This window comes from Patescibacteria group bacterium (assembly GCA_041665585.1).
Classification (GTDB): Bacteria; Patescibacteriota; Gracilibacteria; order JAHISY01; family JAHISY01; genus JAHISY01.
Window position 1 is genome coordinate 52,923 of sequence record JBAYIN010000003.1, and the last position, 25,641, is coordinate 78,563.

The 25,641-nt window shown below is 41.8% G+C and carries 24 protein-coding genes and 1 riboswitch; of the genes, 13 read left to right on the forward strand and 11 right to left on the reverse strand.

Annotated features, from left to right (window positions below):
* Nucleotides 1-21 precede the first annotated feature (21 nt).
* Nucleotides 22-3,234 carry an SNF2-related protein gene (locus WCV72_02575; GenBank protein ID MFA6458252.1) on the forward strand — a complete coding sequence of 1,071 codons (3,213 nt, stop codon included), beginning with the start codon at nt 22-24 and terminating at the stop codon, nt 3,232-3,234.
* Nucleotides 3,234-6,665 carry a type ISP restriction/modification enzyme gene (locus WCV72_02580; GenBank protein ID MFA6458253.1) on the forward strand — a complete coding sequence of 1,144 codons (3,432 nt, stop codon included), beginning with the start codon at nt 3,234-3,236 and terminating at the stop codon, nt 6,663-6,665. Before WCV72_02575 ends, WCV72_02580 begins: the two co-directional genes overlap by 1 nt.
* A gap of 113 nt (nt 6,666-6,778) precedes the next feature.
* On the opposite strand, the gene drt2 is transcribed toward WCV72_02580, so the two are convergent.
* A complete protein-coding gene (drt2, locus tag WCV72_02585; protein ID MFA6458254.1) occupies nt 6,779-8,218 on the reverse strand; it encodes an antiviral reverse transcriptase Drt2 in 1,440 nt (479 codons plus the stop codon).
* A gap of 341 nt (nt 8,219-8,559) precedes the next feature.
* Between drt2 and WCV72_02590 the strand changes: the two genes are divergently transcribed.
* On the forward strand, nt 8,560-9,801 hold the full coding sequence (locus WCV72_02590) for a hypothetical protein (protein MFA6458255.1): 1,242 nt from the start codon (nt 8,560-8,562) through the stop codon (nt 9,799-9,801).
* On the opposite strand, the gene WCV72_02595 is transcribed toward WCV72_02590, so the two are convergent.
* The 9 genes from WCV72_02595 to WCV72_02635 form a co-directional block, all read right to left on the reverse strand.
* Nucleotides 9,788-11,113: a recombinase family protein gene (locus tag WCV72_02595; protein ID MFA6458256.1), complete on the reverse strand. Its 1,326-nt coding sequence runs from the start codon at nt 11,111-11,113 to the stop codon at nt 9,788-9,790. The genes WCV72_02590 and WCV72_02595 overlap by 14 nt on opposite strands.
* A gap of 55 nt (nt 11,114-11,168) precedes the next feature.
* The gene (locus WCV72_02600; GenBank protein ID MFA6458257.1) at nt 11,169-12,674 is read right to left on the reverse strand and encodes a hypothetical protein; all 1,506 of its coding nucleotides are present in this window, start codon (nt 12,672-12,674) and stop codon (nt 11,169-11,171) included.
* A gap of 8 nt (nt 12,675-12,682) precedes the next feature.
* On the reverse strand, nt 12,683-13,108 hold the full coding sequence (locus WCV72_02605) for a phBC6A51 family helix-turn-helix protein (GenBank protein MFA6458258.1): 426 nt from the start codon (nt 13,106-13,108) through the stop codon (nt 12,683-12,685).
* The gene (locus tag WCV72_02610) at nt 13,105-13,878 is read right to left on the reverse strand and encodes a site-specific DNA-methyltransferase (protein ID MFA6458259.1); all 774 of its coding nucleotides are present in this window, start codon (nt 13,876-13,878) and stop codon (nt 13,105-13,107) included. Before WCV72_02610 ends, WCV72_02605 begins: the two co-directional genes overlap by 4 nt.
* Nucleotides 13,838-15,130 (reverse strand): DNA modification methylase, encoded by a 1,293-nt coding sequence (locus tag WCV72_02615; protein ID MFA6458260.1) that lies wholly within the window; start codon nt 15,128-15,130, stop codon nt 13,838-13,840. Before WCV72_02615 ends, WCV72_02610 begins: the two co-directional genes overlap by 41 nt.
* An 82-nt stretch (nt 15,131-15,212) precedes the next feature.
* Entirely contained in the window at nt 15,213-16,421 is a 1,209-nt protein-coding gene (locus WCV72_02620) for a hypothetical protein (protein MFA6458261.1), read from the reverse strand.
* A gap of 112 nt (nt 16,422-16,533) precedes the next feature.
* Entirely contained in the window at nt 16,534-17,325 is a 792-nt protein-coding gene (locus WCV72_02625) for an N-formylglutamate amidohydrolase (protein ID MFA6458262.1), read from the reverse strand.
* 126 nt (nt 17,326-17,451) lie between these two features.
* A complete protein-coding gene (locus WCV72_02630; GenBank protein ID MFA6458263.1) occupies nt 17,452-18,162 on the reverse strand; it encodes a hypothetical protein in 711 nt (236 codons plus the stop codon).
* Between the two features lie 29 nt (nt 18,163-18,191).
* Complete coding sequence (locus WCV72_02635; protein ID MFA6458264.1) at nt 18,192-18,389, reverse strand: hypothetical protein; 198 nt, start codon at nt 18,387-18,389, stop codon at nt 18,192-18,194.
* Nucleotides 18,368-18,471, reverse strand: a riboswitch (SAM riboswitch). (Overlaps the previous gene by 22 nt.)
* Nucleotides 18,472-18,515: 44 nt before the next feature.
* On the opposite strand from WCV72_02635, the gene WCV72_02640 reads away from it, so the two are divergent.
* The 7 genes from WCV72_02640 to WCV72_02670 all read left to right on the forward strand — a co-directional run bounded on the left by WCV72_02640 (nt 18,516) and on the right by WCV72_02670 (nt 22,679).
* Nucleotides 18,516-18,665 carry a hypothetical protein gene (locus WCV72_02640; GenBank protein ID MFA6458265.1) on the forward strand — a complete coding sequence of 50 codons (150 nt, stop codon included), beginning with the start codon at nt 18,516-18,518 and terminating at the stop codon, nt 18,663-18,665.
* A gap of 18 nt (nt 18,666-18,683) precedes the next feature.
* Complete coding sequence (locus tag WCV72_02645; GenBank protein MFA6458266.1) at nt 18,684-19,823, forward strand: hypothetical protein; 1,140 nt, start codon at nt 18,684-18,686, stop codon at nt 19,821-19,823.
* 56 nt (nt 19,824-19,879) lie between these two features.
* Nucleotides 19,880-20,044, forward strand: a complete 165-nt coding sequence (locus WCV72_02650) for a hypothetical protein (protein ID MFA6458267.1) — start codon at nt 19,880-19,882, stop codon at nt 20,042-20,044.
* Nucleotides 20,045-20,293: 249 nt separating this feature from the next.
* Nucleotides 20,294-20,539, forward strand: a complete 246-nt coding sequence (locus WCV72_02655) for a hypothetical protein (protein ID MFA6458268.1) — start codon at nt 20,294-20,296, stop codon at nt 20,537-20,539.
* A 3-nt stretch (nt 20,540-20,542) separates the two neighbouring features.
* The gene (locus tag WCV72_02660; protein ID MFA6458269.1) at nt 20,543-20,914 is read left to right on the forward strand and encodes a hypothetical protein; all 372 of its coding nucleotides are present in this window, start codon (nt 20,543-20,545) and stop codon (nt 20,912-20,914) included.
* Nucleotides 20,915-21,176: 262 nt separating this feature from the next.
* Nucleotides 21,177-22,019, forward strand: a complete 843-nt coding sequence (locus tag WCV72_02665; protein MFA6458270.1) for an alpha/beta hydrolase — start codon at nt 21,177-21,179, stop codon at nt 22,017-22,019.
* 72 nt (nt 22,020-22,091) lie between these two features.
* Nucleotides 22,092-22,679 carry a superoxide dismutase gene (locus tag WCV72_02670; protein MFA6458271.1) on the forward strand — a complete coding sequence of 196 codons (588 nt, stop codon included), beginning with the start codon at nt 22,092-22,094 and terminating at the stop codon, nt 22,677-22,679.
* A 136-nt stretch (nt 22,680-22,815) separates the two neighbouring features.
* On the opposite strand, the gene tuf is transcribed toward WCV72_02670, so the two are convergent.
* Nucleotides 22,816-24,006 carry an elongation factor Tu gene (gene tuf / locus WCV72_02675; protein ID MFA6458272.1) on the reverse strand — a complete coding sequence of 397 codons (1,191 nt, stop codon included), beginning with the start codon at nt 24,004-24,006 and terminating at the stop codon, nt 22,816-22,818.
* Nucleotides 24,007-24,321: 315 nt separating this feature from the next.
* On the opposite strand from tuf, the gene secE reads away from it, so the two are divergent.
* The 3 genes from secE (at nt 24,322) to rplK (ending at nt 25,592) form a co-directional block, all read left to right on the forward strand.
* Nucleotides 24,322-24,510: a preprotein translocase subunit SecE gene (gene secE / locus WCV72_02680; protein MFA6458273.1), complete on the forward strand. Its 189-nt coding sequence runs from the start codon at nt 24,322-24,324 to the stop codon at nt 24,508-24,510.
* Between the two features lie 3 nt (nt 24,511-24,513).
* Nucleotides 24,514-25,059, forward strand: a complete 546-nt coding sequence (gene nusG, locus WCV72_02685) for a transcription termination/antitermination protein NusG (GenBank protein MFA6458274.1) — start codon at nt 24,514-24,516, stop codon at nt 25,057-25,059.
* A 110-nt stretch (nt 25,060-25,169) separates the two neighbouring features.
* A complete protein-coding gene (gene rplK, locus WCV72_02690) occupies nt 25,170-25,592 on the forward strand; it encodes a 50S ribosomal protein L11 (GenBank protein ID MFA6458275.1) in 423 nt (140 codons plus the stop codon).
* Nucleotides 25,593-25,641 lie beyond the last annotated feature (49 nt).

Consider the following 25,641-nt stretch of genomic DNA (forward strand, 5'->3'; position numbering starts at 1 on the left):
TTTTGGGGTAAAATACAAAAAATGTCCAAGCTACTTCGTTGCTATCTCGCTAGCCAAATTAGCCAAAAACATCCACAGCATGCGCTGGAGAAACTTAATGGATCTATTCGCTCGGCAAATGTCGCTCTCAATCCACATCAGATAGATGCGGCAGTTTTTGCTTTTAATAGCCCTATCTCCAGAGGCGCAATTTTAGCTGATGAAGTTGGTCTAGGTAAGACAATCGAAGCTGGATTAATCCTTAATCAGCTTTGGGTAGAAGGAAAAAGAAAAATCCTCATTTTGGTGCCGGCTTCACTTCGTACACAGTGGGTCGATGAATTACGGGATCGTTTTGGTTTAGATTCAATTTTGATTGACGGTGCTAAATTGCAAAAACTTATTAAGGAAACTCAATCTTTTAATCCATTCGATAACAAAGAAGGCGGTATTTATATTGCTTCTCACAACTTTGGCTCGAGCCAAAAATATGAAATGTACGTAAAAAAAACTGCTTGGGATTTAATTGTAATTGATGAAGCCCACCGCATGCGTAATGTCTATCGTCGAGGCAATAAAACTGCTAAACGTTTACGAGACAATATCCAAGGTCGTCCTAAAATTCTACTTACCGCTACGCCGCTTCAGAACAATTTAATGGAACTCTATGGTTTGGTGAGCTTTATTGATGAGAAAATTCTTGGCACTGCTTATTCCTTCAGAACGCTTTATCAAAAGAGCCGAAATGGTGCTGATTTAAGCCTTTTACGCGAAAGGCTGATGGGTAAATTTGATCAACAAACTGGCACGGTAGAAGGTGGGGTTTTAACTCGCACTCTACGCAAACAAGTCAAAGGGCTTGTGAAATTTACCCAACGTCACTGTATCACCGAAGATTTCACACCAGAAAAAAATGAAATCGATCTCTATGATGGTATTAGTGAATATTTAGGAAGGCCATATCTTGCTTCTATGTTGGCCACTCAGCGCAATATGATGGAGCTCGTCTATCGCAAAATCCTTGCCAGTTCTTCTTATGCTATTGCCGGCACACTAGAAAAAGTAGCACAATTTTTGGCAAAAAAATTACAGCTGGAATTTTCTGTCTCGCAAAAAGATTTACAAGCTATTGCTGATCAAGTCCTCCAAGAAGAACTCAAAAAAAGACGCAGTCCTATTGAACCAGTGACTATTGAAAAAGCAATTAAAAAAGAGATTGTCGATCCAACACAGGTCTTACCGCTTGAAGATACTGAAATTAATCTAGGAGATTTATCAGAAATGGAAGAAGAGACTCAGATAGATGCCGAGGCGGAAATATCTGACGATCTCGGTGAAGATGAAGACGTTGATGATAAAGACGAGGTAGAAAAGCAAGAAGATAAAAAAGAATCTATACCAAAAACGGGCCATCAATTTACAGAAGAAGAAGTTAAAGCAGAGTTCAATTACATTCTCCACTATCTTTTTCTTGCGAAATCAATCCAAAAAAATATGAAAGGTGAAGCGCTCGTGCGTGCGCTTAGCAGAATATTCAAATTTAACCACAAGCAGGGTTGGCCGGAAAAAGTTGTTATTTTTACCGAATCCCGTCGTACGCAAGACTACCTAGAGAGACTTTTAACCCAAAAAGGTTTTGAAGGCATTGTACTTTTTAATGGCACAAATGCTTCACAAAAAGCTAAGGACGCTTATGCGGAATGGGCAAAAGAATTCCCAGAAGAAGCCGCACAAAATTCCAAAAGCATTAACCAACGACGTGCTCTTGTTTGGAAGTTTCGCCAGCCAGAGAGTCACATGCTCATCACAACTGAAGCCGGTGCTGAGGGTCTGAATTTACAATTTGCTAATGTTGTGATTAATTACGATCTGCCCTGGAACCCACAGAGAGTTGAACAGCGCATTGGACGCTGCCATCGTTATGGTCAAGAGCTTGATGTTCTCGTTGTGAATTTTCTCAACCAGACCAACTATGCAGATAAAAGAATCTATGAATTATTAAGAGAAAAGATCAAACTTTTCGGTAATCTTTTTGATTTTGGAGACAAGATTTTAGGCACCGAAGTCATAACTGATGATGGTTATGATGTGCGTGAGGTTGCACTAGGGTCTCTCGATAGTGGTGTTGGCTTCGAGAAAAAAATTCTTGGAATTCTTAAGAATTTTCGTTCAGACAAAGAGATTAAGCAGCAATTTGATCAACTACAGCTGGAGCTCTCACATGAAATTGACTTGAAGTTTGAGAACGCCCACCGTAAAGTTATCCAGCATTTCGATGAAGAGGTGCGTCAAAAATTACAAATTCGCGGTAAAGACATCAGAGATGCGCTTTCACGGTACGACAAACACATGCAGGCTTATGTCACATTGGCTTTTCGGAAAGGTTGGCGTGAAATCGCTCCCCGCTACTACAAGCTATCTACTATTCCAGACGAGCTGCAACATCTATCTGCCAAAGAGCTTGCTATAACCTACAGTGTCGGTGAAATTTCACCTGAAGATCAGGAACGCGGAATTATTCAACTTTCTTCTCGTTCAGAAATCTTGCGACCATATCTTGCGAAAGACAGAACATCGCGGGCACTTGCCGGTAAAGCCATACTTCATCCCCAAAATACACACACAGATTGGTTTGGGTGCGAGGGACAAATCGTGGTTCATCGTTTGCACTGTGAGCAACAGAATGCCAATAACGGCAAAGAAGAATTTGAGGATTTTGTATATTCTGGCATTATAAAAACTGTTGATGGCTGGAAAATTATCGAGAGCTCCGAGCAGCTCAAACGACTTATCGATCCTGCCAGCACCGAATGGAAAAGCATAGTTGAATCTTCGGTGCGCATTCGTGATGATTTAAAAGATGTGCTCAAAAAAAATATTGATATAAAAAAACAGGAAATTGAGGATAAAAATGAAGCTTATATCGATCGCCAACGTGATATTCTCCAGCAATACGCTAAAGACCAATTACTTAGGAATCAGCGCGAGATGCAAGAAAAACAGAATGAAATTGAAACGATAGAGAAACAACTAAAAACTACACGTACAATCGGTGCTCATGAACGTCGTCAAATTCGTGATGAAATCGACAAAAAACAGAAGGATTTTCTAAAAAGCCAAGAGCGCTTTTTCGAAGCCCAAAAACAAGCTTTCAAAGAAAAGGATCATGACCTAGCTCTACTTAAAAAAAGACTCAATCTTGCAATCACACCCGAGCACTTACTCACCTTACAGTTTAAAATCTCAAATAAGTAATGCCTGATATTATTAGAATTTTTTCGGCTAAGTTGTCCAAACTTCTTGAGAGCGGTACTGAACGTACGCTCTACAAAGATTTTTGTATTTTTATAGAAAACATAGCGACAGAACTTAAATATAAGGAAATAATCGCAACTGCCGAGGAAAACTCGACACAACATGAGGACAACATCGGCTTCCCAGATATCACTGTACGCCAGGGCGACCGCCTCGTCGGTTGGATCGAGCTGAAATTACCAAATGATTCGCTCACCAAAGAGAAATTTCAAAAGCAATTTAAAAAATACGAAGACGCATTAGAAAATATTATTTTTACAAATCTGCGCGAATGGCAGCTCTGGCAATGGAATAGCGCGGGCAAGGCTGAAAAAATTTCCACGCTACTTTTTGATTTACAGGATTTCAAAATTGGAGAAGATCAAAAACTTCACGATCTTTTTTTCAAGTTTTTCGAAGGTCAAGCTTATGCTGCCCGCACGCCAAAGCAGTTGGCACTAGCTCTTGCTCGTAAGGCTAAATTTTTAAGTCAGCAAATCGAAGATGTTTTGAAGAAATCTGTCGAAAATTCTGAGTTAGTTAAATTAAAAAAGTTTTTCGAAGAGACACTTGTTGAAGCTATTAAACCTCATCAATTTGCCAACATGGTGGCAGAGACAATGGCATACTCGCTTTTTCTCGCTGCGCTCGAACATGAGGAACGAGATGCCGACGAATCACTCACGCTCACGACAGCGATTGATTATCTGCCGAAAAATGTGCCGATTTTGCGAGGAATGTACGACCTCGTAAAAAATGTTTCGAACTCGGAAAAGAGCATTTCGCACGCGGTAAATGGCGTGCTGGAGCAACTGAAAAACTCGGAGATTGGCAGCATCAAAGCCAGGCTGGAAGACCCGAAACGCGGTCGCGATCCAGTGGCAGAGTATTTCTATGAAGATTTTTTGGAAGCTTACGATCCCGAGGCCAAGAAGCAAGGTGGCGTTTTTTACACACCGAAACCAGTGGTAGATTTCATCGTCGCTGCAACCGATTCACTACTTCGTAAAAAGTTCAGTAAAAAAGAAGGTCTTGCCGATGAAAGTGTGAGTATTCTCGATCCAGCGACTGGTACGGGCACTTTCCTCATGTCTGCGATTCAAACCATCTACCAAAACATTACATCCGAAAACGGCACACTCGGTGAAAGTATTGTGAAAGGAAAGTTTTCCAAGGTCGTTCGCAATCACATTTTAAAGCACTTTTACGGTTTCGAAATTATGATGGCGCCGTATGCGATGGCACATCTTAAGTTGTCATTAATCATCGAGAAATACGGTTTCCGGTGGGAAGAAACTTACGAAGACGGAGACACGACGAATGATCGCTTCCAAATCTATCTCACAAATACGCTCGACGATCCGAATCAACCTCCACGACTCGACATGCCAGGGTTAAAAATTGCGGAAGAAAGCAATAGGGCTACAAAAGTAAAAAATGAAGCACCCGTACTCGCCATCCTCGGCAATCCACCATATTCGAATTTCGGGATGATGAATAAACAGCCGTGGATTTTAAAACTACTTGATGACTACAAGAAAAATCTCAACGAAAAGAAAATCAATCTCGATGATGATTACATTAAATTCATCCGTTTCGCACAGTGGAAAATCGAAAAATCTGGTAGTGGAATTTTCGCGATGATTACGGCAAATAGCTTTCTCGACGGCGTGACACACCGCCAAATGCGAGCAAGCATCCTCGCAGATTTCGACGAGGTGTACATCGTGAATCTACACGGCAACAGTCGCAAAGGCGAGACGAGTCCCGATGGAAGCAAAGACGAAAATGTTTTCAACATCCAGACTGGCGTCTCGATAAATATCTTCGTACGGTTGCCGGAGCGCCATGAAAAATGTGTCGTGAAGTATCTTGATCTTTGGGGTCGAAAAGACGCCAAATTTGAGTGGTGTAATACGCAAGTTGAAAAAAGTTTTGCCGACACTGATTGGTTTAAAAAAAACGCGTGGTGTGAGATTGACTGGCAAAAATTCAACGCTGATTTCTGCGCGACACGGTGGAGTAAGAAACTCGGCGCACTCAATTTCCTCGTGCCACCAGCTGCTGATGCAGGAGAAAAAATGTTGGAGTACGGGCAATTTTGGGGAGTGACTGATATTTTTGAACAATCTGGAAGTGGAGTAAAAACTGATCGTGATAATCTTTGTTTTGATTACGAAAAAAAGAAACTTGAGGCAAGGATGAAGAAAGCATTTTCGGAAGATTGTGAGCGGAAATTTGTTGAAAAATACGAAATCAAAAACTCAAGTAGCTATAAGTTTAAAGACAAACTTACTGAACAAAGTTTCGACAATTCGGCAATTTATAAATGCCAATATCGACCTTTTGATGAACAGTTTTTATATTACAAAGTTGGATTTACAAGTCGTCCAGGCTGGGAAACCATGCGCCACATGCTTCAACCGAATTTGGGATTAGTGACAACACGGTTGCTTCCCGATGAGAATTTTAAGCATTTGTTTTGCGTAAATAGCCTAATCGATATTCATATTGTTTCTGATCAAAATTATCTTTTTCCTCTCTACCTCTACCCCGAAACAGAAAAAAACTCGACCGAAAACGACGAGACGAAATTTTTGAAAGGTGGGCAACAAATTAAGACTCGCACACCTAACCTCAATCCAAAATTCATAGCCGATCTAGAAAACAAAATTGACTTAAAATTTGATCCCGATGTGCGAGAAATGGTGGCGAGAGAGGATGCTGAGAATGAGTCCGCAAAAAAGGAAGGCTATTTGAAGTATTTTGGCGGTCGTTGGTGTGAGTTGATGTGCAGCGTGCCACACGGTAGTAAATCACCTCAGATACGACCATCAGATAGATATTTTGACGCCGAAGACGTATTTTATTACACCTACGCCGTCTTCCACTCACCCGCGTATCGCGCTCGTTATGCTGAACAGTTGAAGATCGACTTTCCACGCCTCCCGCTTACTTCCAACTCTAGGTTATTCAAACATCTTGTGGTAAATGGTCGTCAGCTTGTAAATCTTCACCTCCTTGGCAAAAACCCATTCGATTCATCACCAACTATTTTTGACGACACAAGCAAATGGGGCGTGAAAGCGGAGGACGAAGCTCCCGTCGGAACAGATGATTGGAAAGTAACAAAAGTTGAGTACGATCCGCAAAAACAACGTGTCTATGTAAATGCTGGACAATATTTCGATGGTATCGAAAAGGAAGTGTGGGAATTTATGATTGGCGGCTATCAGGTACTAGAAAAATGGCTAAAAGACCGCAAAAAAGCCGAGCGATGTTTATCAGTCGATGATCTCAAACACTACATGAAAATCGTTGTTTCGCTTCGCGAAACTCGGCGTATCATGCAGGAAATTGACCACCTGATAAAGAAGTGGCCCATGGAGTAGATCGAGTTAAAATAACTCATGATTGCGACTATGCGAATCTTTGATTTTGCATCATGTCAAAAAATCAAAATCCCAAATCTAAGATTAGAATCCTCGCGTCGAGTTGGAAGTAATTAATACTTGATGCGTCCCGATCTTTTATCTATTTCTTTGTGCAATATTTTCCAATATCGTGAAATTTGTTTTTTGATACTATCAATTTTCATAATGTCGCGAAATGCTTTTTTCGCATAAGAAATAAAATTCTGTTTTCCAAGATGGGTAAATTTTTTATAGAGTCTGTCTTTCCAAATAGTTTTATCTTTGGGGTTTTTGCTTGCTCGAATTGCCGCAGCATGCACGGCGCTCTTCATCTTTCTATAAAACCTAGCCATGCTTGATGCTCGGATTAATATTTTCTTGCCGTCAAATTCAAAACCTAAATATTGCAACGCTGGTCTGTTCGATTTCGAGTCCGATTGATCAATTTTTATTGTGCCGTTATCTTCGTAAAATTCAACAAGCTCTGTTTTATCTTCACTAATTTTTAAGTGATATTTAGCTATTTCTTCGGTCATTTTTTTCATTACTTCACCTTTATACTGCGCATCACAAATCACCAACATGTCATCACTGTACCGTCTGTATGATCCGCCTCTGCTTTGTAAAAAATCGTGGATGGTTTTATCGAACTCTGTCATGTAGATATTCGCTAAAACTCCGCTAATGGGTGATCCTTGAGGTATTCCAATGTTTATGTCGTCAAATCCTTTTTTCTCCTCCTCTTCATTTTTATGAATCTTTATTTTTTTAGTCTGCACAGCATTCCTCAATTCCTCGAAGGGGCAAATTGCTTTAGCAGTCTTAGGATTTATGCCAAATAATTTCATGGCCTCGCTTCGCTCCACAAATCTAAATTTAATCAAAGATTTTAGGACTGGGTAGTAGTCATTTGGTAGCGAGAAAAATTTACGCCAGCAAATTTTGAGATGCGTGTGACTGAGTGTGTCAAAAAAACTTTTGATATCGAAAGCCATGGCAACACAGTTTTTCCTGTTTTTGATTTCGTCAAAAGCCTCTTTCGCAAAATCTATATTTGATTTTCCGAGCTCCTCATCGTCCACTATTTTTTCTATTCTTCTATAAGCCAAAACACATTTATCAAGACCTTCTTGTGTCAGAAGGTCATCGTACTTCTTCGACAGAAGAAAACCGATCCATGAATAAATTAAGGAATCGAAATGCGATGCGTAGCATATTGGTCTAGGTTTCTTTTCTATTTTTCTTTTGATTTTTCCCTTCTCGTTAAAAATATATTCACCATTATCATTTTTTTGTTTCTTATATTTGAGTGTAGTTGAAATATTTCTTACGAAAGGTAAAAAACCATGTTTTTCGAAAGAGCCCATCTTAAACATCCTTTGAAGACATTTTTCAAAATCAGAATTACTAATTTTGTAGTCAAAATGTAAGTAGCTCTTTTTCGTCTTCCATTTTTTATTTTTTTTATCGTACGCATACCGTCGTCTTTTTTCTTTTACGATCCATTCGTCTTTGAGTTGTTCTATGTCCATTTCAAAATCAGGAGGTCAATTAACGAAGTTAGAATTATGATACGGCATTTCTAACTTCTTGCCTCCTGATGCACGCAATCACTTAATCAAAATTTAATGTTGCTTGCTTTTACGCCGATTAGCTTTGATAGCATGATACCGATGCAATACACCGATTTCGCTACTCGTATTAACTCAGCTGCCTGCTGCACCTTATTGGGTGCTGGCGTGAGAAGTTTATTATCAGTGATAATTAACTTCTTCTTGACAACCTTCATTAACCGAGAATCCTTCTGACCTAATCGTCAGGGCTTCCTCCATGGTATGATATCCCTACAAAAAAAGCAAATTTTGAATTTTCTATGCCCTTCTCCCTCACCATCACCGACCCCGAAATCCTCGCACTCCTTGAAGCCTACAAACCTGACCAGCGCGAAGCCGCCGCGCTCAAGGCCATCAAGATCGGACTCATCGCCTTGAAAGACATGGAAACCGTCGGTAACGTGGACTACGTCGAAAAAGAATTCCAGAAATTCCGCCAAGGACTTGAAATAGAGCTCAAGAATCTCAAAGAAGAATTCGCCAAAAAACTCGAGGACGCCGACAAACTCATCCAAAACCAACTCGAAAAGAATTTCGATTCCAAAGACGGCGTTTTACCTCACGTACTCGAACGCTACCTTGGCGAAGGCGGCACACTTGCTGATCTTTTCGACGAGACTCAGAGTACTAGTGCCACAGCCAAATTCAAATCCATCCTCGCCGAGTACTTCGACGAAGACGCCTCAACAGTCGTAAAACTCCTCGATGCCAATAATCAGAATAGCCCGCTCTATAGTTTCAAAAAAGATTTGATTGAGCGACTCGTCAGCATAGAAAAAGAAATCAAAGCCAAAGAGTCCGCCAAAGAGGCTACCAAGCTCGAAGCGGCCAAAGGTACGCAAAAAGGTTTCGAGTACGAGGAAGTCGTCTTTGCCGAGCTGGAGAAAGTCGCCCGCGTGTTTGGTGATACCTGTCTGCCAACTGCCAAAGAAGTTGGACTAACGCTCGACAGCAAACAAGGTGATGCTGTCGTAACACTCAATCCAGCGAACACTGGCGGCGCGACCCTTCGGATTGTCTTCGAAGCCAAAGACAAAGGCATGTACCTCAACGCTCTACTCGACGAGCTGGAAGGCGCGAAGAAGAACCGCGGCGCAACCGTGGCCGTTGCTGTCGTGAGTGGTAAAGACACACTCAAGGATGTCCGTGAGGCCATCGGTGTTTTCCGTGACTATCCTGGCCAGCGAACCATCTGCGTACTCGACAAAGAGTATCCCGACGCCACCGCGCTTGAGGTCGCTTATAAGCTCGCCCGCGCCAAGCTCCTGCTAAGCTTACAAACCAAAGAAATGAAATCTGAAGCCGTCGATCTGGTCGCCATCAATACTTTGATCGAAGAGATCACAAAAAAGCTGAGCGAGTTCGCTGGGATCCAATCGACGCTGACAAAAGCCAGTACCGCGATCGACGGAGCCAAAACCCAAATCGAGGGCATGAAGAACGAACTTCAAGTCAAACTACAAGAATTAGCAGAGAAGGCACAACCGATTAAGAAGAAGTAAGCTCGGTTTCCACTTTCCCCTCCTTCACCCTCAACCCAACCTTCAAACATCCTATCAGCTCCCGCTTCTCTTCCTTCGTGCCCTCTCGCAAAACATACTTCGCATACTTCCGCACATCCACCTTCGGAATCTTCGCCTCGCTACCCAACACGCCAGTTGTGAATTTTTGATAGCGGGAAATTTCTTCCTCGATTTTCTGCCTCATCCCAAGTTGGTTGAGATCGATTTTATCGATCAGCTCGATGAGTTGCTTCGCGATCGCATCTTCACGAATGTATTTTTCCTTGCACTTATTTAGTCTCGCATTATTACATCGGTAGTAAATATAACGTTTTTTGGTACCATCTTTGAGCGTTTTGAATTTTTCCTCGCCGGTCACATTTCCTCCGCAGACTCCGCAAGTAAATAGCTTCGTGTATTCAAAATCTTTCACACCCCAATTTTTCGGCACGGTTTTGAGTTGCTCTCGCGCTTTCTCAAAAATCTCTTTCGTGATGATCGGTTCGTGATTGCCGCGATACCAATTGCCACTTCTGATTGGGTATTCGTAGTAGCCATAGTAAAACTCGTTACTAAGCATACGGTAAATGATGCTGAGATTTGCGCGTTTGCCTCCTCGTGTAGTGAAATTCACCTCCCCCTCCAACCATTTCATGATCTGACGCCCCGACCATCCCCGATTCGCCACCCGCTCGTAAATCTCGCGAATGATCGGAGCACGGTCAGGATCAAGAACAGCCTTGTTGTGCCTCCCGAAGCCTTTTTGGTTGAGATAGCCAAGAGGAGCCATGCAAGGTCGAACTCCCATCTCAGCCTTCGTTTTCTGCCCACGCTTAACGTTGATTCCCCTATTGTCGTTCTCCAGCTTCGCCTGCGAGCAAAGAATCATCAGTAGAAACTTCTCATTCGGTGAGTTTCGGAAGCGTTGACCATTGGTGCGAATATCGTGAAGGAGACCTTGGTCCATGAGATCTACTAAGGTTCCCAAATCCCCCGCATTGCGACTCAGCCGATCCGGTGCCCATGTGATAATTCCGGTGAACATTCCGCTGCGAATATCCTTCACAATTTGATTAAAAACTGGTCGTCCGCTTGAGGCTTTGGCTGAGTGGCTTTCTTTCCTAGTTTCGACTATTTCCAAGTTATTTCTTTTGGCGAGAATCAGCATCTCGTTGATTTGCGATTCGATTGAAAGGGCTTGGCGCTCGTCATCTTCCGATGATTTTCGCGCGTAAAGGCAGTAGCGAACCGGCTCGCTTTCGGGTGGTGCTTGAGCTTCCTGTGGTCGCTCAAGGACTGTGGGTGTAGGCATATTGTAGGGGTTAGAAGCTACCCCAAGGATGCCCGATGGGTGGTGGAAGTCCAGACTAAAAATAATGATATTCATTCTCGTCATCGTCGTCATTGCCAGGAAAAACTATGACAAATCTTCTTGGGGGATCAGCCATCACTTTATTAACCATAATAGTAAAAGCGTCGACCATATCATCATGCTTTTCAATGCCGAATCCCGTCATTTGTTCAATTAATTTTTCAGCTCCTTTTTTTGGGAAAAGAACCCTACCTGATTGTATGTAATGGCTAGATGCTGAGAGACGAGAATGCTTATCGCCTTTAATCAGCACCTCTATTGATTTGAAACCATCATCTTTGAGAGCATGACAAAAAGCTGCCTGATAACCTACTGACTCAACATACATGTCTACCGAGTTTGGATGATCTGCACAAATAACACGAGCTATCGCTTTTACTTCTTCTTGTGCTCCTGAAAAATTCATTCGTTTATTAACAATATTCGGCAAAATATAAATAAAAGGCTTGTATTTAAAAAGATAAACCCGCGCTGGCACGATAGCCGTATAGTCGGCTGTATGTTTTTGCGAAATAGCTAAATCTACTCCTAGACAATAGAGTCTCAATTCAACTCTGTTGTCTCGATCAGAGTTGCATTCTGGGAATTCACTGTAATAATGGATTTGATCTCTGCAAATTAACTGGCCATCTTCAGAGATTATTCTCAATTTATATTCTCGCTCCCAGGCAATGTGATTCCCTATTCGTTTTTTCTCCTCTCTAATCGCTTTCATTGAGGAATATTTGCCCAGCCATAAAATCTTATTTTTGCTATTAACAATCGGATAAGCTTTGTAGGTTCCGTACATTTCTCCTTTTCGGATTTTTTCCTTCATACGCATCAGAAGTGAATCCTCGTGCAAAAGGTTGCCAATCATGATTACACGCGTTTTTTGACTGCCAGCCGGAATAACTTCGCCAGTCAGATAATTATAGGTTTTATCACGCCCCTCTCGTGTTTTTACAGAAGCCAAATCTTCGATATCATCGCAAATAATCAAATCGGGGCGGTGCTGATTGTGGCGCAGACCTCTAACACTCTGCTCCATCGAAACTGCCATGATGCGGGCATCGTGATCCTTGATCAGCAACGAACTCGCATTCCAGTCGTCGCATTCCTCAAAGGGTCCTAAATCTTTTTTAAGAAGATCGTTTGATTCTAATTCGCGTTTTAAATTTTTGAGATGCTGACGAGCCTGGTATTGAGTTTGTCCGACCAGCAAAACAAACTTTTTCTGTTGCTTGCCTAAAATTGCCCAAATCGGATATGAGAGACTCATAATTGTAGACTTACCAGATCCTCTGAATGCGACAATAACTGCGTTTTGTGTTCCTTCATCTTCCGTTATTCCAAAAATCTCCCTCTGAAAATCCGCGGTTGGATAAGTGATGTAATGCGAAAAATAGACGTGAAAAAACCAGTAATGGCTCTCCCTTGTGACTTTTTTTCTGACTTTGTTGTCACTGATTATTTTCTTATAAAGCTCCGGCGGTAATTCTATGGGCTGTTGTTTTTGCATAGCAAAAGTTACTTATTAATCTTTTTATTAGCTTTTTTCTTTTTCAGTAAACCGCCAAATTCAAGAGCCTGTTCCACGGCTTTTTGTTGCTCATCGTTGAGTTCCAAATCTTCTTTTTTGGTTGTGACTTCCACTCTTTGGGTATAAGCCTTATGCCGGTGTCTCAGCCAAAAAGTGATAGCCGGCAAGTTACTATTCTTAATGGCAGTAATTAATTGAGATTCAGCAAAGTCGTTCATGAGCTTTACCCCTATTTCAATTGCTTCACTCGCTTGCTCTTTAAAGTCAGCATCTTCTTTCATCCAGCGATAATAAGTCGCTCGACCCACACTGATTTTTTCGCAAGCAACCTGAATAATCGGCATTTTCTTTAGCTGCTCGATTAGAAGCTCTTTCTGCTTCTGTTGACGTTGATCAATTAGTTCGGATTTCATAATTTTTGGGCTTTAAGTTTGGTAAGAGACTCCCATCGAGAGATAACGACTTGGCAGTACTCAGGATCAATTTCTATGCCAATACATTTGCGCTTGGTTTGCTCGGCAGCGAGTAAAGTTGAGCCACTACCGAGAAAAGGGTCGTAAACGATGTCGCCAATCTCAGAACTATTGAGAATCAATCTTCGTAAAAGTCCAACCGGTTTTTGAGTAGCGTGAAATTCTGATTTACTCGGTTTTGGATAAACCAACACACTTTTATCTTTGGATTTCCGAAAGTGGTGTCTGCCGAACCATCCGTAGGCAATTAGCTCGTGCATTGGTAAATAATCTAGGCGACCAATTACAGCTTGGGTTTTTACCCAAATGAGTAATTGTGAAAATTTGAAGCCAGCGTTTTGCATCCCATCTCGCAGAGCAAACAGCATTCTGTCTGAATTGAAAATGTAGCAGGAATTTTTACTCGCAAGATGCGGCTTCATGGCTTCCAGCCATTTTTGAGTAAAAGCGGAGTATTCTTTCTCGCTTTGGAGGTGATCATTCAAAATTACTTTGTGTTTGATCCCTTGTTTGAAATTTTGCTTGCTTTCGACATATGCGACTCCATAAGGAGGATCCGTGAGGCAGAGCTGAATTTTTTCTTTGCCAATCAGCTTTTTCACGAAAGCCGAATCAGCGGCATCGCCACACCCAAGGATGTGATCGCCCAAGACGAAGATATCTCCGGGTTTAACCGATTTTGACGGCCTTTTGGCCTGTAAGTTTTTCATAACGTGAAATTATTAAATCGCAAAAAATGGGCTCAAGCTCACAAAGAAATGCCTTGCGTTTCAATTGGTGAGCCGCCACCATAACAGATCCTGAACCAGCAAATAGATCGAGAATCCTATCTCCAATTTTAGTGCAACGTCGAAATGGTTTTTCATAAAGTGTCGGGCTTTTTTCTGTCGGATGAAAATATTGATTGGTAGGAAGTCTTTTTATTAACCAAATATCTAAATAGTCCAAAATATCAGCCACCCCACGATTGCCCGTTTCAATTTCCTTATTGAGTATCTCGTTAAACTTGGTAATATCTGTGTTGAGATATGGCTTTCCTCTAACGGCGTAAACTACTGGCTCGTATACACAATTAAATGCCACTTGAACAGTAGGGTTCTGATTATTTTTCACCCAGATGCAAACTTTTTTATTCTCCAAACCAAGCTCTGAAAAGAGAGATTGAATTATCCCTATGTATCGCTGTGAGCAAAAATAAAATGCGTGACAATCTTTTTTGGTTACCGCCAAACCATTCTCAATTGTCTTTTTGAGAAACTTTCGATAATCCTCATCTGACCTGCAATCGTTAGTCAGCGTTCCGCCGTAATTCTTCTTGCCGCCAAGCCCTTTGTCATAATTAAGATTTATATTATAGGGAGGGTCGCAAGCAAGAACATCTATTTTTTCGGAACCAACCAGCCTTTTAACGACATTAGGATCGGTAGAGTCTCCACAAATTAATCGGTGTCCACCAAGTTGATATAATTCTCCCGTTTTTGTTTTTGGTATCTTGATTTTTTTGATTTCTTCCTCGACAATAAAGTCATCATCCTCGGCTTGGAGTAAGTCATCCCAAGTTTCAGATAAATCTTTATCGTCAAAGCCAATTTCTAATAAAAAGCTCGGATCAAATTCTTTCAGCATTTCGAAATTAAACTCTCCAGTATTGCGGTTTAAGCGCAAATTCAATTCCATCTCCTTATCTGGGTCATCTATGCGTACCCAAACGACAGGTATTTTTTTGTAGCCCAATTCGCGAGCCGCAACACTCCTCATGTGGCCCCCAATAATCTGTCCATTCCGTTTGGGGCAAGAATTTGCAATAACTGGCTCGACAAATCCATGTCGGCGCATGCTTTCCTTCAGATTTTCCAATGCTTGATTCGACCAAACCCTTGGATTTTTAGGATTAGGTTTTAAAGCTCCAATGGGGACTTGAACGACTTTAAGATTTTTTGATTGAAGTAGGGATTTTTGCATAACAAAAAAGTTAGATTCGTGGTCGAGATTAATCTCCCCCGCCCCACACTTAATAAGTTCCATTAAGTTCCGTAGACAAAATCTAATTTTTATATTCTTTAGTTTTTCGCTTATTTCTTTTTATTTCTAGCTTGTTTTTCATTGTACACTCTTTCGAGGAGCATGTTTTTTGGTTTGATCTTTTCGGTAAAAAATCTTTTCCACACACGGCGCAAATCTTGAATTTATCAATATTCCAAAATAATTTTTGGATGCTGATGAATTTTTCATAGTTACAAAACTCAAAAAAATGTTCTATTGAACTGCTTATCTCAAAACAATCAAACATGAATTGAAGCCTGCCTCTCTTGTGAAAATTCGATAAACGATATTTGGTTCTAGCTAAATCAAAAATACTAAGATTCTCATGTGAGGATATTCCTTGAGTTAATATCTTCTCTCGCCATTCATCTATCCATCGAGCATCAACTGAACATTTTTTGAGCATACTTCTAGCTTTTTGAGAGTATTCTTCGGCAATTAGCGCTTTCCTGGATTCGGTGTAATCATTAATCCATTCCTTTTCTCGATCCTTCTCGCTATATTCTTTTAACGAGAATTCTGTGTTTTCGACTGTTTTTTTGTGGCAATCAAAATTCATATCTTGAATTTTCATCAGGATCCCAAAAAATTTCAGGTATTCCTCGTAGCGTTTTTCTTTGAAATTTTTATCAAAAGCGCTTAACCATTTAGGAATATCTTCTTTTAGCGTTCCCAAAAGCTTCTCACTCGGAGGGTAGTTAAAGGTTATGTTAAATGGTCTCCACTTCAGGATATTCTCCAGCATATGTATTTGATGTTTTGAATAAAGCAATAGTCGATAGTCCTTAAATTTATTCATATCCGTAGCAAATCCAGCATCTTTTAATCGATACTTTTCCCACTTAGAAAATTTCTTATCCTCTATTGGGTAATCCGCCATTTTTCTTTTTAGATAAAAATCTAACCAGTCCTTAGTTCCATAAGAGATGGAGCAATAAGAGTAGTATTTTTTATTATCTATGCGTCTTGCTCCTTTGAACTTTTTAAAATCATCAGGATAGATGTATCTTGGCTGATTATGTTCTGGCAATTTGACTTTAATCAACACACTAACCCCTGGAAACACTCTGATACAGGGATAAAGCAGTCCCTGTTTATGAAAATTCTCTAGGTCTGATTCTTTAACCTTTATGCCTCTTGCTTCGCAATAAGATGTAAAGCTGCTGGCAGTCAGTAAATCTTCCTGTCGAAATGGAAAATTTTTCGGCATTATGGGAATAATTATAGAGAAAACCTCCTAACCACACACAATATTCGTTGTCTTTGGCTTTTCAGATTTTGAAAAAATTTGTCGAGGCGTATCGACAAGAGTCACTTTTTTATTAGAAGATGTGGGTGTTATTTTTTAATTTTTGAAACAAACAATCAATATTCCTACTTATCGTCTTCTGTAAAGATTCAAAATTTGGATTTTTTTCGCCTGTTTTTTCGTCCATATACAATTTTCTGTTTATTTCGATCATGACTGAATATACGTTTTTATTTTTGCCAAAATATTTTGTTGGCGTGAATGATCCCGCGAAAGGCGTGTTTGTCGCGACACTGAATCCTTCTTGCTGAAATAATTGCACCACGAGATCTGACAGCCAACGAGGTGTATGAAAACTATCTATCCCTATGCAGATATCTGGTCGATCAAGACTCTCATCCTCAAAAGAAAAAGGTGATGATGGAAAACTATGGCAGTCGACAATCACACATTTGTCGTATTCGCTTAACGCAGCTCCCACTAAATTTGATAGTTTGTCGTGGTGCGGCACATAGAATCTTTCGACTAGCTGTCGTCTGTTTTCTGGAGTCAGGCTTTTACGCAGTGGTTTGCCCTGCTCTGTTCTTGTGTACACCACTCCCATGCCATTCTTAGCCATTATCTCCATCGAATCATCTACAAATCTCTCAGGATCGACGACAAGCCTGCATACGGGGAAGACAACTTCTTGAACGAAGGGAGAGCTTGGTTTGAATAGCTCATCTGCATATTTATCCACCATTATCAATTTTTCTTGTTTCAGTTCATCATCTGTTAAACAGATAGATTTTCGCAAATCCTCTGGAATATAAGTGGAGCTATGAGGTATGTGCAAGATTAACGGAGATGATGGCTCATGGTTCATGCGGACATTGATTTATCTAAAATAATTCAGCGTAATCCTCAAACGATTGAAGCGGGTTACAAGCCGAGGGCTTCTCTTCGGGAAGCCCTCTCCAGCATTGATACTTTCTTACCAACCTATTTGCGTTCATATGTCTACACCATTAGTTACTCCCAAAAGCGTGAAGTGGAAGAAAAATATATCCCAGGTTTTGCCGAAAGCCATGCCTGCGTATTTATCATTGTGATATTTAGTGCCGACATAAGATTGTTTATTCGTATCATAGATAATCTCTGCCCAAAAATGCCGTCCAAGATCTAGGTTGTTATAATATTTCATTTTTTGTTCAGCCCCTTCATGCGTAAAGGTTGATAAATCAGGCTCATATATCGATGTTTCGTGTCTCTCCGTATTATCATCAAGCAGAGTTACGGTCATAAATACAATGTTGAGTGGGAAATTATTTAATTCTGGACGATCAGGAATTTCTAAACGCTTAGGTACAAACATAACCTCTCTATCTGCAAAACGCTCATAAAAATCAACCGTAATGTACGATTCGGTTTCGGGTTTAATTTTCCTCATTGCTTCAAGCATCATCTTTTCCATTTCCTCATTCTGGATAATTCTGTATCCGTATACTCTATGCCAAAAATCAACTTTGTGATCTGATCCCAATATCACACAGTGATCCATATTTATCCCTGTTGACTGTCCAATTAGCCTATATTTACGGGTATCCGCCTCTGCTAATTCATAAATTTCTTTTTCCTCCTTACTGCCGTCGTCTATAACGCGATTAATATTTATTGTAGTCATGGTTTTGTCGTTAAAAATAAAAATTACTGCTCCTCTCATTTATTTAGAAGTTTTACTCTCAGCTTCTATCATCCGCTATCTTTCTTTTGGTCAATCCCGAAAGCCGCTATTGTCCTCTTCCAAACTTCCTCGGCTGAGAGGGTTAAGGGAAGAAATAATACTTTTGGTGATGTAGATTTACCCATCTTTTTTGATGAGTAGTCTTTTTTAGACATTTTGAGGAAGTTAAAAAATAAAAGGTATTCTTTAACCTCCATTGAGTTCATCAATTTGGTTTTAGCACCTTGCCTGTTGGTAGGTTGCTGGCGGTTCGTAGAGCCAAACCTCTCCCCGCACTCTCAATGAAAGTATCTCAATTGTATTATTTTGATTATGGAAAGTAAAATTAAAACATGGACGATGAAGAAATCCTCGAGCTCGTTGCGGACGGCGAATTAGATCCTTCGCAAATAGACGATTTCAACAACTTGAATGATGAATTGCAAACAATGGTGGTAGACGGAGAGCTAACCATGGATGAAGCTTTAGAGATAGACGGCTAATTCTGAATAAGGATAATTTTGCACGTTTACAAACATCTAAAGTCCGAACAGTACTATATCGATCTCTACGATCGTCATACTGTTGAATATTGTCGAGATGCAGAGAAAAGATTTAGAGAAGCTGATGTCAAAAAACACACCAAGAAAATAAAAACAAATCGCAGCGAATATGAAATACGTGGATGTCTTACTGATTTGTCGATGTATTTTGCTAAAGGTGATCGCTATGCCAACAGAGAAGGTGTGATACGAGAGTGGATAGACAGGGACCGAGAAGCTGATGAAAAATTAGAAAATACGAAGGTCCCAGACGTGCGTTGTCTGCATTGCAATGAAGCGATGGAATGCTTTTCAAAAGATCTCCAAGGTAAATGGGACAAGAAGCCCAGCTTAGTCTTGTTTTATTTCAGATGCGATAACTGTCTAGTAGGTCGAGCTTTTTATAGTGACGGAACAGAAAAAGATTTGAATCAGTATTGCGAAAAATGCTCTGGAATTATGAAAACAAAAAGCTCCCTGAAAGGAAGGTTGATGATTACAATTCAAACTTGCACTAAATGTGACCATAAGAAAAAAAGCACATACGAGTTACCTAAAGATAAAGACGAGAAAAAACCAACCGTAAAGGAGATAGAACAATTTGAACAAGACAAAGCTGAATACTGTTTATCGGAAAAAGAAGGTAAGGAATATTTAGATTTTCAAATAACAATGAAAGACATCGCAAGAATTAGTGAGGAAGCCGAGCACAAAGAGAAAAATAAAAAGCTTTATAACCAACTAGACAATTTAAAAAGGCTAAACGTTGTTGATCTTGAGAAGTTGTTATTAGCCAATCTCGAAAAAGCTGATTACTATAAATTAGACCTGGGCAAACCTGAAATTACTAAGTATGTGATTACTGAATTCACCATCCGAGATGGTAAATCAGGTCGCAACCAATATGACAGCCGAAGCCAACTCAAGAAAGCTATTGAAGAAGCACTGATTGACACCAACTGGGTTTTGATGAGCGGAGGGATTGATTATAGGATGGGATTTTTGAACGGAAAGCTAAAAGGCATAGAAGACGAGGAGGAATTGATTAAATTGATAGAAAACCGCCAGAATAAGCCAAAAAATACCGAAAAGCGATCTTCTGACAAACCCCTTTTATAGTGTCTCATTTGTCTCATTTCTAGGCGACTCACGTGCCTTCTGGCGACTTCTGAAGAATGCCTCTAGAATCCCTGCAATGGTTTGAATCGAGACTGGCACGCTCAGCCAAAATCAAGTTCTCCGCCGCAGGCGGGGGTTTTGATTTTTGGGGTGTGAGGTTGAGAAACCACTCAGCACGAATTTTATTTTTCGTGAAACTTTCCGGCGTGCGCCGCGAATAAATTTTAATCTGAGATAAGCTCCGAGCCAGCTTCGAATCCCTGCCTGCCGGCAGGCAGGCTACCGCCCCAGCCAATTTCATCCAGCCGCAAACTAATTTTTAAAAAAATTTCAGGCATGCCCTCCGCAGATCATTCTGCCAAGACCAACTCGCGGAGAACGAAGAGTCAGGATGGCTACAAAAATAATCTGTAAGACATTTGCATTACAGATTATTTTAAGTTAAAATTGAGGTGTATTAATTAAAAAACATGCCTACTCCAACTCTGACTTTTCGTACTAATCTCCGTGATCAAGCGGCCAAAAAAGCTCAAAATATGGGCATTCCGCTATCTTTGGTTTTGAATAATGCCTTGAGGGTTTTTCTCAAATCTGATGACAGCGTCATCATCGGCAAACCTCAGATGATTGAGCTTCCAGCCGATTTGCAGCAAAAGGTAGACGAATTGGGCGCATTAGCCAAAAAAGCTATCGCGAAAAAACTCGCTAAAAAATAATTAATGCTGCTTTTACCTCATTCCATTGTTTTTTATGAATTAGAACCCATCGGTGAGTTTTTCCCTATTTCTTCAATCGTAAAAGCCGCTAAAAAAGTTAAAGATGGTATTGGCGTTCCAATTTCGGGTGCTCCGGAAAATTCTAAACTCATTAAAGTTTATCTAACCAGCAAACAAGCAGTAGGAAGAGCAGTTTTTCTGATCAAACTAAAAGAGGGATACATTATTCCTATTGTGATCAGGCTGAAAAAGGATGCTGTCGGTAAAAATATTACTCCTAAAAATAAAGCTTTTACTGCTGTTTTAGAAAAAAATCTTCGACTTATCGCGCAAGATTTGGATAACGGTAGTTTTGATTTGCTGTCTCTAAAGTAATTATGCGCTACTACAAAAATCTCAAAAACTGGGCACTAAAAAGTGATTTTTTGTTTATTGCAGAACATTAATCATTTTTAGGTTTGGATTAAAATTGTTTTACAGTGTCTCGTTTCTAGACGACCTGCCTGCTTACCGGCAGACACGCCTTCTGGCGACTTCGAGAAAATGCCTCTAAAATCCCCGCAAGGTTGTGACACTAGACTCACCTGTTCAGCCAATTTCATCCAGTCGCAAACTAATTTTTAAAAAAATTTCAGGCATGCCCTCCGCAGATTATTCTGCCAAGACCAACTCGCGGAGAACGAAGAGTCAGGATGGCTACAAATTGTATTACGAGAAAAATTTCTCCAAGACCAAAAAACCAGTTCTGTTTTTTTTGCATGGTTTGGGTGGCGATCTCGACGCTTGGCGTTTTATCCGAGACGAGCTCACGCGAAAAGGCGTGCCCTCAATCGCGCTGGATCTGCGCGGACACGGCTATTCCGATCACCCGCGCAAGTTCGCGAGCTATGCGATGGATAATTTCATCGCGGATGTCGTCGCAATCATGGCGAAAGAAAAACTCAAAAAAGTTGTTTTGGTCGGACATTGTTTCGGTGCTATCACGGCGATGCATTTCGCACTCAAGCATCCTGAGAAATTGAAAAAATTAATCTTAATTTCAGGCTCCTATGCCGGACCGCCATATCTCGTCGGGAAAATTCTGAAAGCTCTAGCTGCCGGTCTCGCCAATCTAGGCGCACTCGTGAGCCCGAAACCTTACAAGCCGAAGCATTCGGATTATCCGGTCGGAAAATTTCACAGTGATTACGAGTGGACTGGTCTGATACGAACAATCACGCACAATTCACTGCGTAGCTACGCCCTGATCTCGAAGGAAATTATCAAGCTCAAGCTCGAACCGAAGCTCACGCAAATCAAAACTCCGACCCTCGTAATCGTCGGCGGCAAAGATAGTATTTTCCCATCGGCAATCTCGAAAAAAATCCACGAAAAAATTGCTGGTTCGAAATTTAAAATTATTCCTGAAGGCAATCATGTGGTTGTTTTAAATAATGCTGCCAAAGTCACTGCTGCGATTTACAGTTTTTTAAAAAAATAAGCGCGACGAGCTTTCAGCTAATTTTGCCAACCATCTTTAGTTTGGCTAACCTTTGATTATTAAATTACCAAAATGCCTGACTTCACACTTCCCGCTTTGCCATTTGAGTATGGCGCACTTGCACCGCAGATCTCGGAAGAGCAGTTGCGACTGCATCACAGCAAACACCACGCCGCGTATATCGCGAATGCGAATGCACTGATGGAAAAAATCGCCGCGGCGCGCGCAGCGAATGCCGATGTCGATCCGAAACTCTGGCGCGCGCTGTCATTCAATGTCGCCGGTCACAAATTGCACTCACTCTTCTGGGAAAATCTCGCACCGCAAAGTGGTGACGAACCGACCGGTGAATTAAAAAAATTGCTTGAGGCGAATTTCGGCAGCTTCGCTAATTTTCAAAAAGAATTCACTGCCAGCGCGACGACCATCGAGGGCTCGGGCTGGGCAGCGCTGCTTTACGCGCCGGAAAATCAGAAGCTCTTCCTCGCGCCGATTGAAAATCACAACAAAATTTACTTCCCGGAAGCGAAAATTCTGCTCGTGCTCGATGTCTGGGAGCACGCTTTTTACCTGGATTATAAGAATGAAAAAGCTAAGTTCGTCGCCGCTTTTTGGGAAATTGTAAATTGGTCGGCGGTCGCAGCGCGACTAGCGAAGTGAAAAAATACTTGGGAAAAATTAACCGCCGAGCAAAACGAATGGAATTTCAGCATGTGCCAAAAAAAGAGGCAACCCATCGGGTCACCTCTTTTGATTTAACTTAATGCTTATTCCTTAATCCTTACTGACTTATTTCTTACTCGATGACTTTGATGACGACTCCCGCTCCGACTGTGCGACCACCTTCACGAATCGCGAAGCGTGTGTTGTTGTCGAGCGCGACCGGCACACCGAGCGTGACGACCAAATTGACTTTGTCACCAGGCATGACCATCTCAGTACCAGCTGGTAATTCGACATCACCCGTCACATCAGTCGTGCGAATGTAGAATTGCGGTTTGTAGCCTTTGAAGAATGGAGTGTGGCGTCCACCTTCGTCTTTCGTCAGGATATAAACTTCGCACTCGAATTTTTTGTGCGGAGTGATTGAACCTGGTTTCGCAAGCACTTGACCGCGTTCGACCTGATCTTTTTCAATACCGCGGAGGAGAATACCAGCGTTGTCGCCAGCCTCACCACGATTGAGTGTTTTGCGGAACATCTCGACGCCAGTGACGATGGATTTCTGTGTGTCGCGGATACCGATGATTGCAACTTCGTCATTCACATTGACGACACCCTGGTCGATACGACCGGTGACGACTGTACCACGACCTTTGATCGAGAAAACATCTTCGACCGGCATGAGGAACGGTTTGTCGAGATCACGCACTGGATCGGCGATGTATTCGTCGAGCGCAGCAATCAAGCGATCAATCGACTGCGTGCCGAGTTCGGAATTTTCACCCTGAAGTGCTTTGAGCGCCGAGCCACGAATAATCGGCGACTTGGCTGGGTCGAAGTCATTTTTCTTGAGCAATTCTTTGATTTCTTCCTCGACGAGCTCAATCATTTCGTTGTCATCGACCATGTCGCATTTGTTGAGATAGACGACGATATTCGGGACATTGACTTGGTGTGCGAGCAAAATGTGCTCTTTCGTCTGAGGCATCGGTCCATCCGCAGCGGAAACGACGAGAATCGCGCCGTCCATTTGGGCAGCACCCGTAATCATGTTTTTGACATAATCAGCGTGACCCGGACAATCGACATGCGCGTAATGGCGTTTGGTTGACTCGTACTCTTGGTGCGAAGTCGCGATGGTGATACCACGCTCGCGCTCTTCTGGAGCGTTGTCGATTTCGTCAAATTTGCGAGCCTTCGCTTGTCCTTTGGTCGCGAGGTAAGTACAAATCGCGGCAGTCAAAGTAGTTTTACCGTGGTCGACATGACCGATCGTACCGACATTGACGTGCGGCTTGCTGCGGTCGTAAGTTCCTTCAGCCATTTTATGGGGGGGTTAAATAATTTAAAACTTTAAACTTAAAATTTCTTAATTCTCTAAGTTTTCAAACTTAAAATCTGAATACTTATGTCTCTTGGGAAATTTAAGCCGGGTGAGTCTAATCACTCTTCCAGGAAAACGCAACCCATTTTGCGTAAAAAAATTATTCAGTCAAGTAAAAATTTTTCAAACAAAAAAATCTTGCCTATCCTCGCGAAAGCGGGGGGCTTGCTTTTCGTATTCGACTAATTTACAATCTCGCTCGAATTCGCGGAAGCTTTTTAGAGGTGGTAAAATTCGCGGGTTAAAAAAATTGAAATGAATATCCTGAATTACTTTCGCGAAGCAATCTCGGAATTACACCGAGTGAGCTGGCCGACGCGCCAGCAGGCAGTCCGTATTTCACTCATCGTCCTCGCGGTCACCTTCGTCTTCGCGCTCACGCTCGGCTTCCTCGACACACTCCTCGCCTGGAGCTACCAACAATTACTAAAACTTGCAATTTAAACAATGGGTAAACAAGCTGAAAATACCGGCAAAAATTGGTATGTAATCCACACTTATTCAGGCTACGAAGATGCCGTGAAGAGTGCGCTCGAGCAACGCATCGACAGCTGCAACATGCAGGATTATATTTTCCGCGTCGAAGTCCCGAAAGTCGAAGAAGTGACGATTCGCCGTGGTGAAAAAGTCAGCGAGAAGAAAAGACTTTTCCCGGGCTATGTTCTGGTCGAGATGATCGTCACGGATGAATCCTGGTATGTCGCGCGCAACACACCGAATGTGACAGGCTTCGTCGGCAGCGGCAACATCCCCGTCCCCGTCACGCCGGAAGAATTTGGCATCATCGAGAAACATGTCGGCGCGACCGAGACCAGCTTCAAGATTGAGATGAAGATCGGCGATGTGGTCGTCATTCTGGACGGTCCATTCGCGAGCTACGAAGGCGTGGTCAGCCTGGTCGACACGGCGAAAGGCAAAGTCAAAGTCAATGTTTCGATTTTCGGACGCGACACACCCGTCGAGCTCGACTTCGTCCAAGTCAAAAAGAAGTAAGGATTAAGAAAACAGGATTAAGTTTCTTGTTTTCTTGACTCTCTTAATCCTTAATCCTTAATCCTTACCAACTAACTTAATTCTTACCCCTTAACTAACTTAATTCTCCAATGGCTAAAGCAATCAAAGCGAAGATCAAACTGCAAATCCCTGCCGGTGCTGCGAATCCCGCGCCGCCAGTCGGCTCGGCGCTCGGTCAGCACGGTGTCGCGATTCAGGATTTTTGTTCGCAATTCAACGCGCGCACGAAAGATCAGAAAGGCGACATCATCCCTGTAATTATCACTGTTTTCGACGATCGCAGTTTTACTTTCATCACGAAGACTCCCCCGACCGCGGAACTCATCAAGAAAGAGCTCGGACTGAAAAAAGGCAGCGGCACGCCGAACAAAGACAAAGTCGGCGAAATCACCGATGCACAGCTCGCGAAAATCGCTGCTATCAAGATGCCAGACATCAATGCCAATGACATCGAAGCCGCGAAGAAAATCATCGCTGGCACGGCGAAGTCGATGGGATTGAGAGTGAAGTAACTGAATCCTAGTCAGGAGAAGGCTAGTTGGATTTATGTTTTTTTGTTGT

Bases quoted from the DNA above. Each gene is read 5' to 3' on its own strand.
- rplK (MFA6458275.1), top strand. From the start codon at position 25,170: ATGGCTAAAGCAATCAAAGCGAAGATCAAACTGCAAATCCCTGCCGGT.
- WCV72_02595 (MFA6458256.1), bottom strand. From the start codon at position 11,113: ATGCCTACACCCACAGTCCTTGAGCGACCACAGGAAGCTCAAGCACCA.
- WCV72_02650 (MFA6458267.1), top strand. From the start codon at position 19,880: ATGCCTCTAGAATCCCTGCAATGGTTTGAATCGAGACTGGCACGCTCA.
- WCV72_02605 (MFA6458258.1), bottom strand. From the start codon at position 13,108: ATGAAATCCGAACTAATTGATCAACGTCAACAGAAGCAGAAAGAGCTT.
- WCV72_02655 (MFA6458268.1), top strand. From the start codon at position 20,294: ATGCCTACTCCAACTCTGACTTTTCGTACTAATCTCCGTGATCAAGCG.
- WCV72_02635 (MFA6458264.1), bottom strand. From the start codon at position 18,389: ATGAACTCAATGGAGGTTAAAGAATACCTTTTATTTTTTAACTTCCTC.
- WCV72_02670 (MFA6458271.1), top strand. From the start codon at position 22,092: ATGCCTGACTTCACACTTCCCGCTTTGCCATTTGAGTATGGCGCACTT.
- drt2 (MFA6458254.1), bottom strand. From the start codon at position 8,218: ATGGACATAGAACAACTCAAAGACGAATGGATCGTAAAAGAAAAAAGA.
- WCV72_02640 (MFA6458265.1), top strand. From the start codon at position 18,516: ATGGACGATGAAGAAATCCTCGAGCTCGTTGCGGACGGCGAATTAGAT.
- WCV72_02615 (MFA6458260.1), bottom strand. From the start codon at position 15,130: ATGCAAAAATCCCTACTTCAATCAAAAAATCTTAAAGTCGTTCAAGTC.
- tuf (MFA6458272.1), bottom strand. From the start codon at position 24,006: ATGGCTGAAGGAACTTACGACCGCAGCAAGCCGCACGTCAATGTCGGT.
- WCV72_02665 (MFA6458270.1), top strand. From the start codon at position 21,177: ATGCCCTCCGCAGATTATTCTGCCAAGACCAACTCGCGGAGAACGAAG.
- WCV72_02590 (MFA6458255.1), top strand. From the start codon at position 8,560: ATGCCCTTCTCCCTCACCATCACCGACCCCGAAATCCTCGCACTCCTT.
- WCV72_02660 (MFA6458269.1), top strand. From the start codon at position 20,543: ATGCTGCTTTTACCTCATTCCATTGTTTTTTATGAATTAGAACCCATC.
- WCV72_02580 (MFA6458253.1), top strand. From the start codon at position 3,234: ATGCCTGATATTATTAGAATTTTTTCGGCTAAGTTGTCCAAACTTCTT.
- WCV72_02630 (MFA6458263.1), bottom strand. From the start codon at position 18,162: ATGAGAGGAGCAGTAATTTTTATTTTTAACGACAAAACCATGACTACA.
- WCV72_02625 (MFA6458262.1), bottom strand. From the start codon at position 17,325: ATGAACCATGAGCCATCATCTCCGTTAATCTTGCACATACCTCATAGC.
- WCV72_02620 (MFA6458261.1), bottom strand. From the start codon at position 16,421: ATGCCGAAAAATTTTCCATTTCGACAGGAAGATTTACTGACTGCCAGC.
- nusG (MFA6458274.1), top strand. From the start codon at position 24,514: ATGGGTAAACAAGCTGAAAATACCGGCAAAAATTGGTATGTAATCCAC.
- secE (MFA6458273.1), top strand. From the start codon at position 24,322: ATGAATATCCTGAATTACTTTCGCGAAGCAATCTCGGAATTACACCGA.
- WCV72_02600 (MFA6458257.1), bottom strand. From the start codon at position 12,674: ATGCAAAAACAACAGCCCATAGAATTACCGCCGGAGCTTTATAAGAAA.
- WCV72_02610 (MFA6458259.1), bottom strand. From the start codon at position 13,878: ATGAAAAACTTACAGGCCAAAAGGCCGTCAAAATCGGTTAAACCCGGA.
- WCV72_02575 (MFA6458252.1), top strand. From the start codon at position 22: ATGTCCAAGCTACTTCGTTGCTATCTCGCTAGCCAAATTAGCCAAAAA.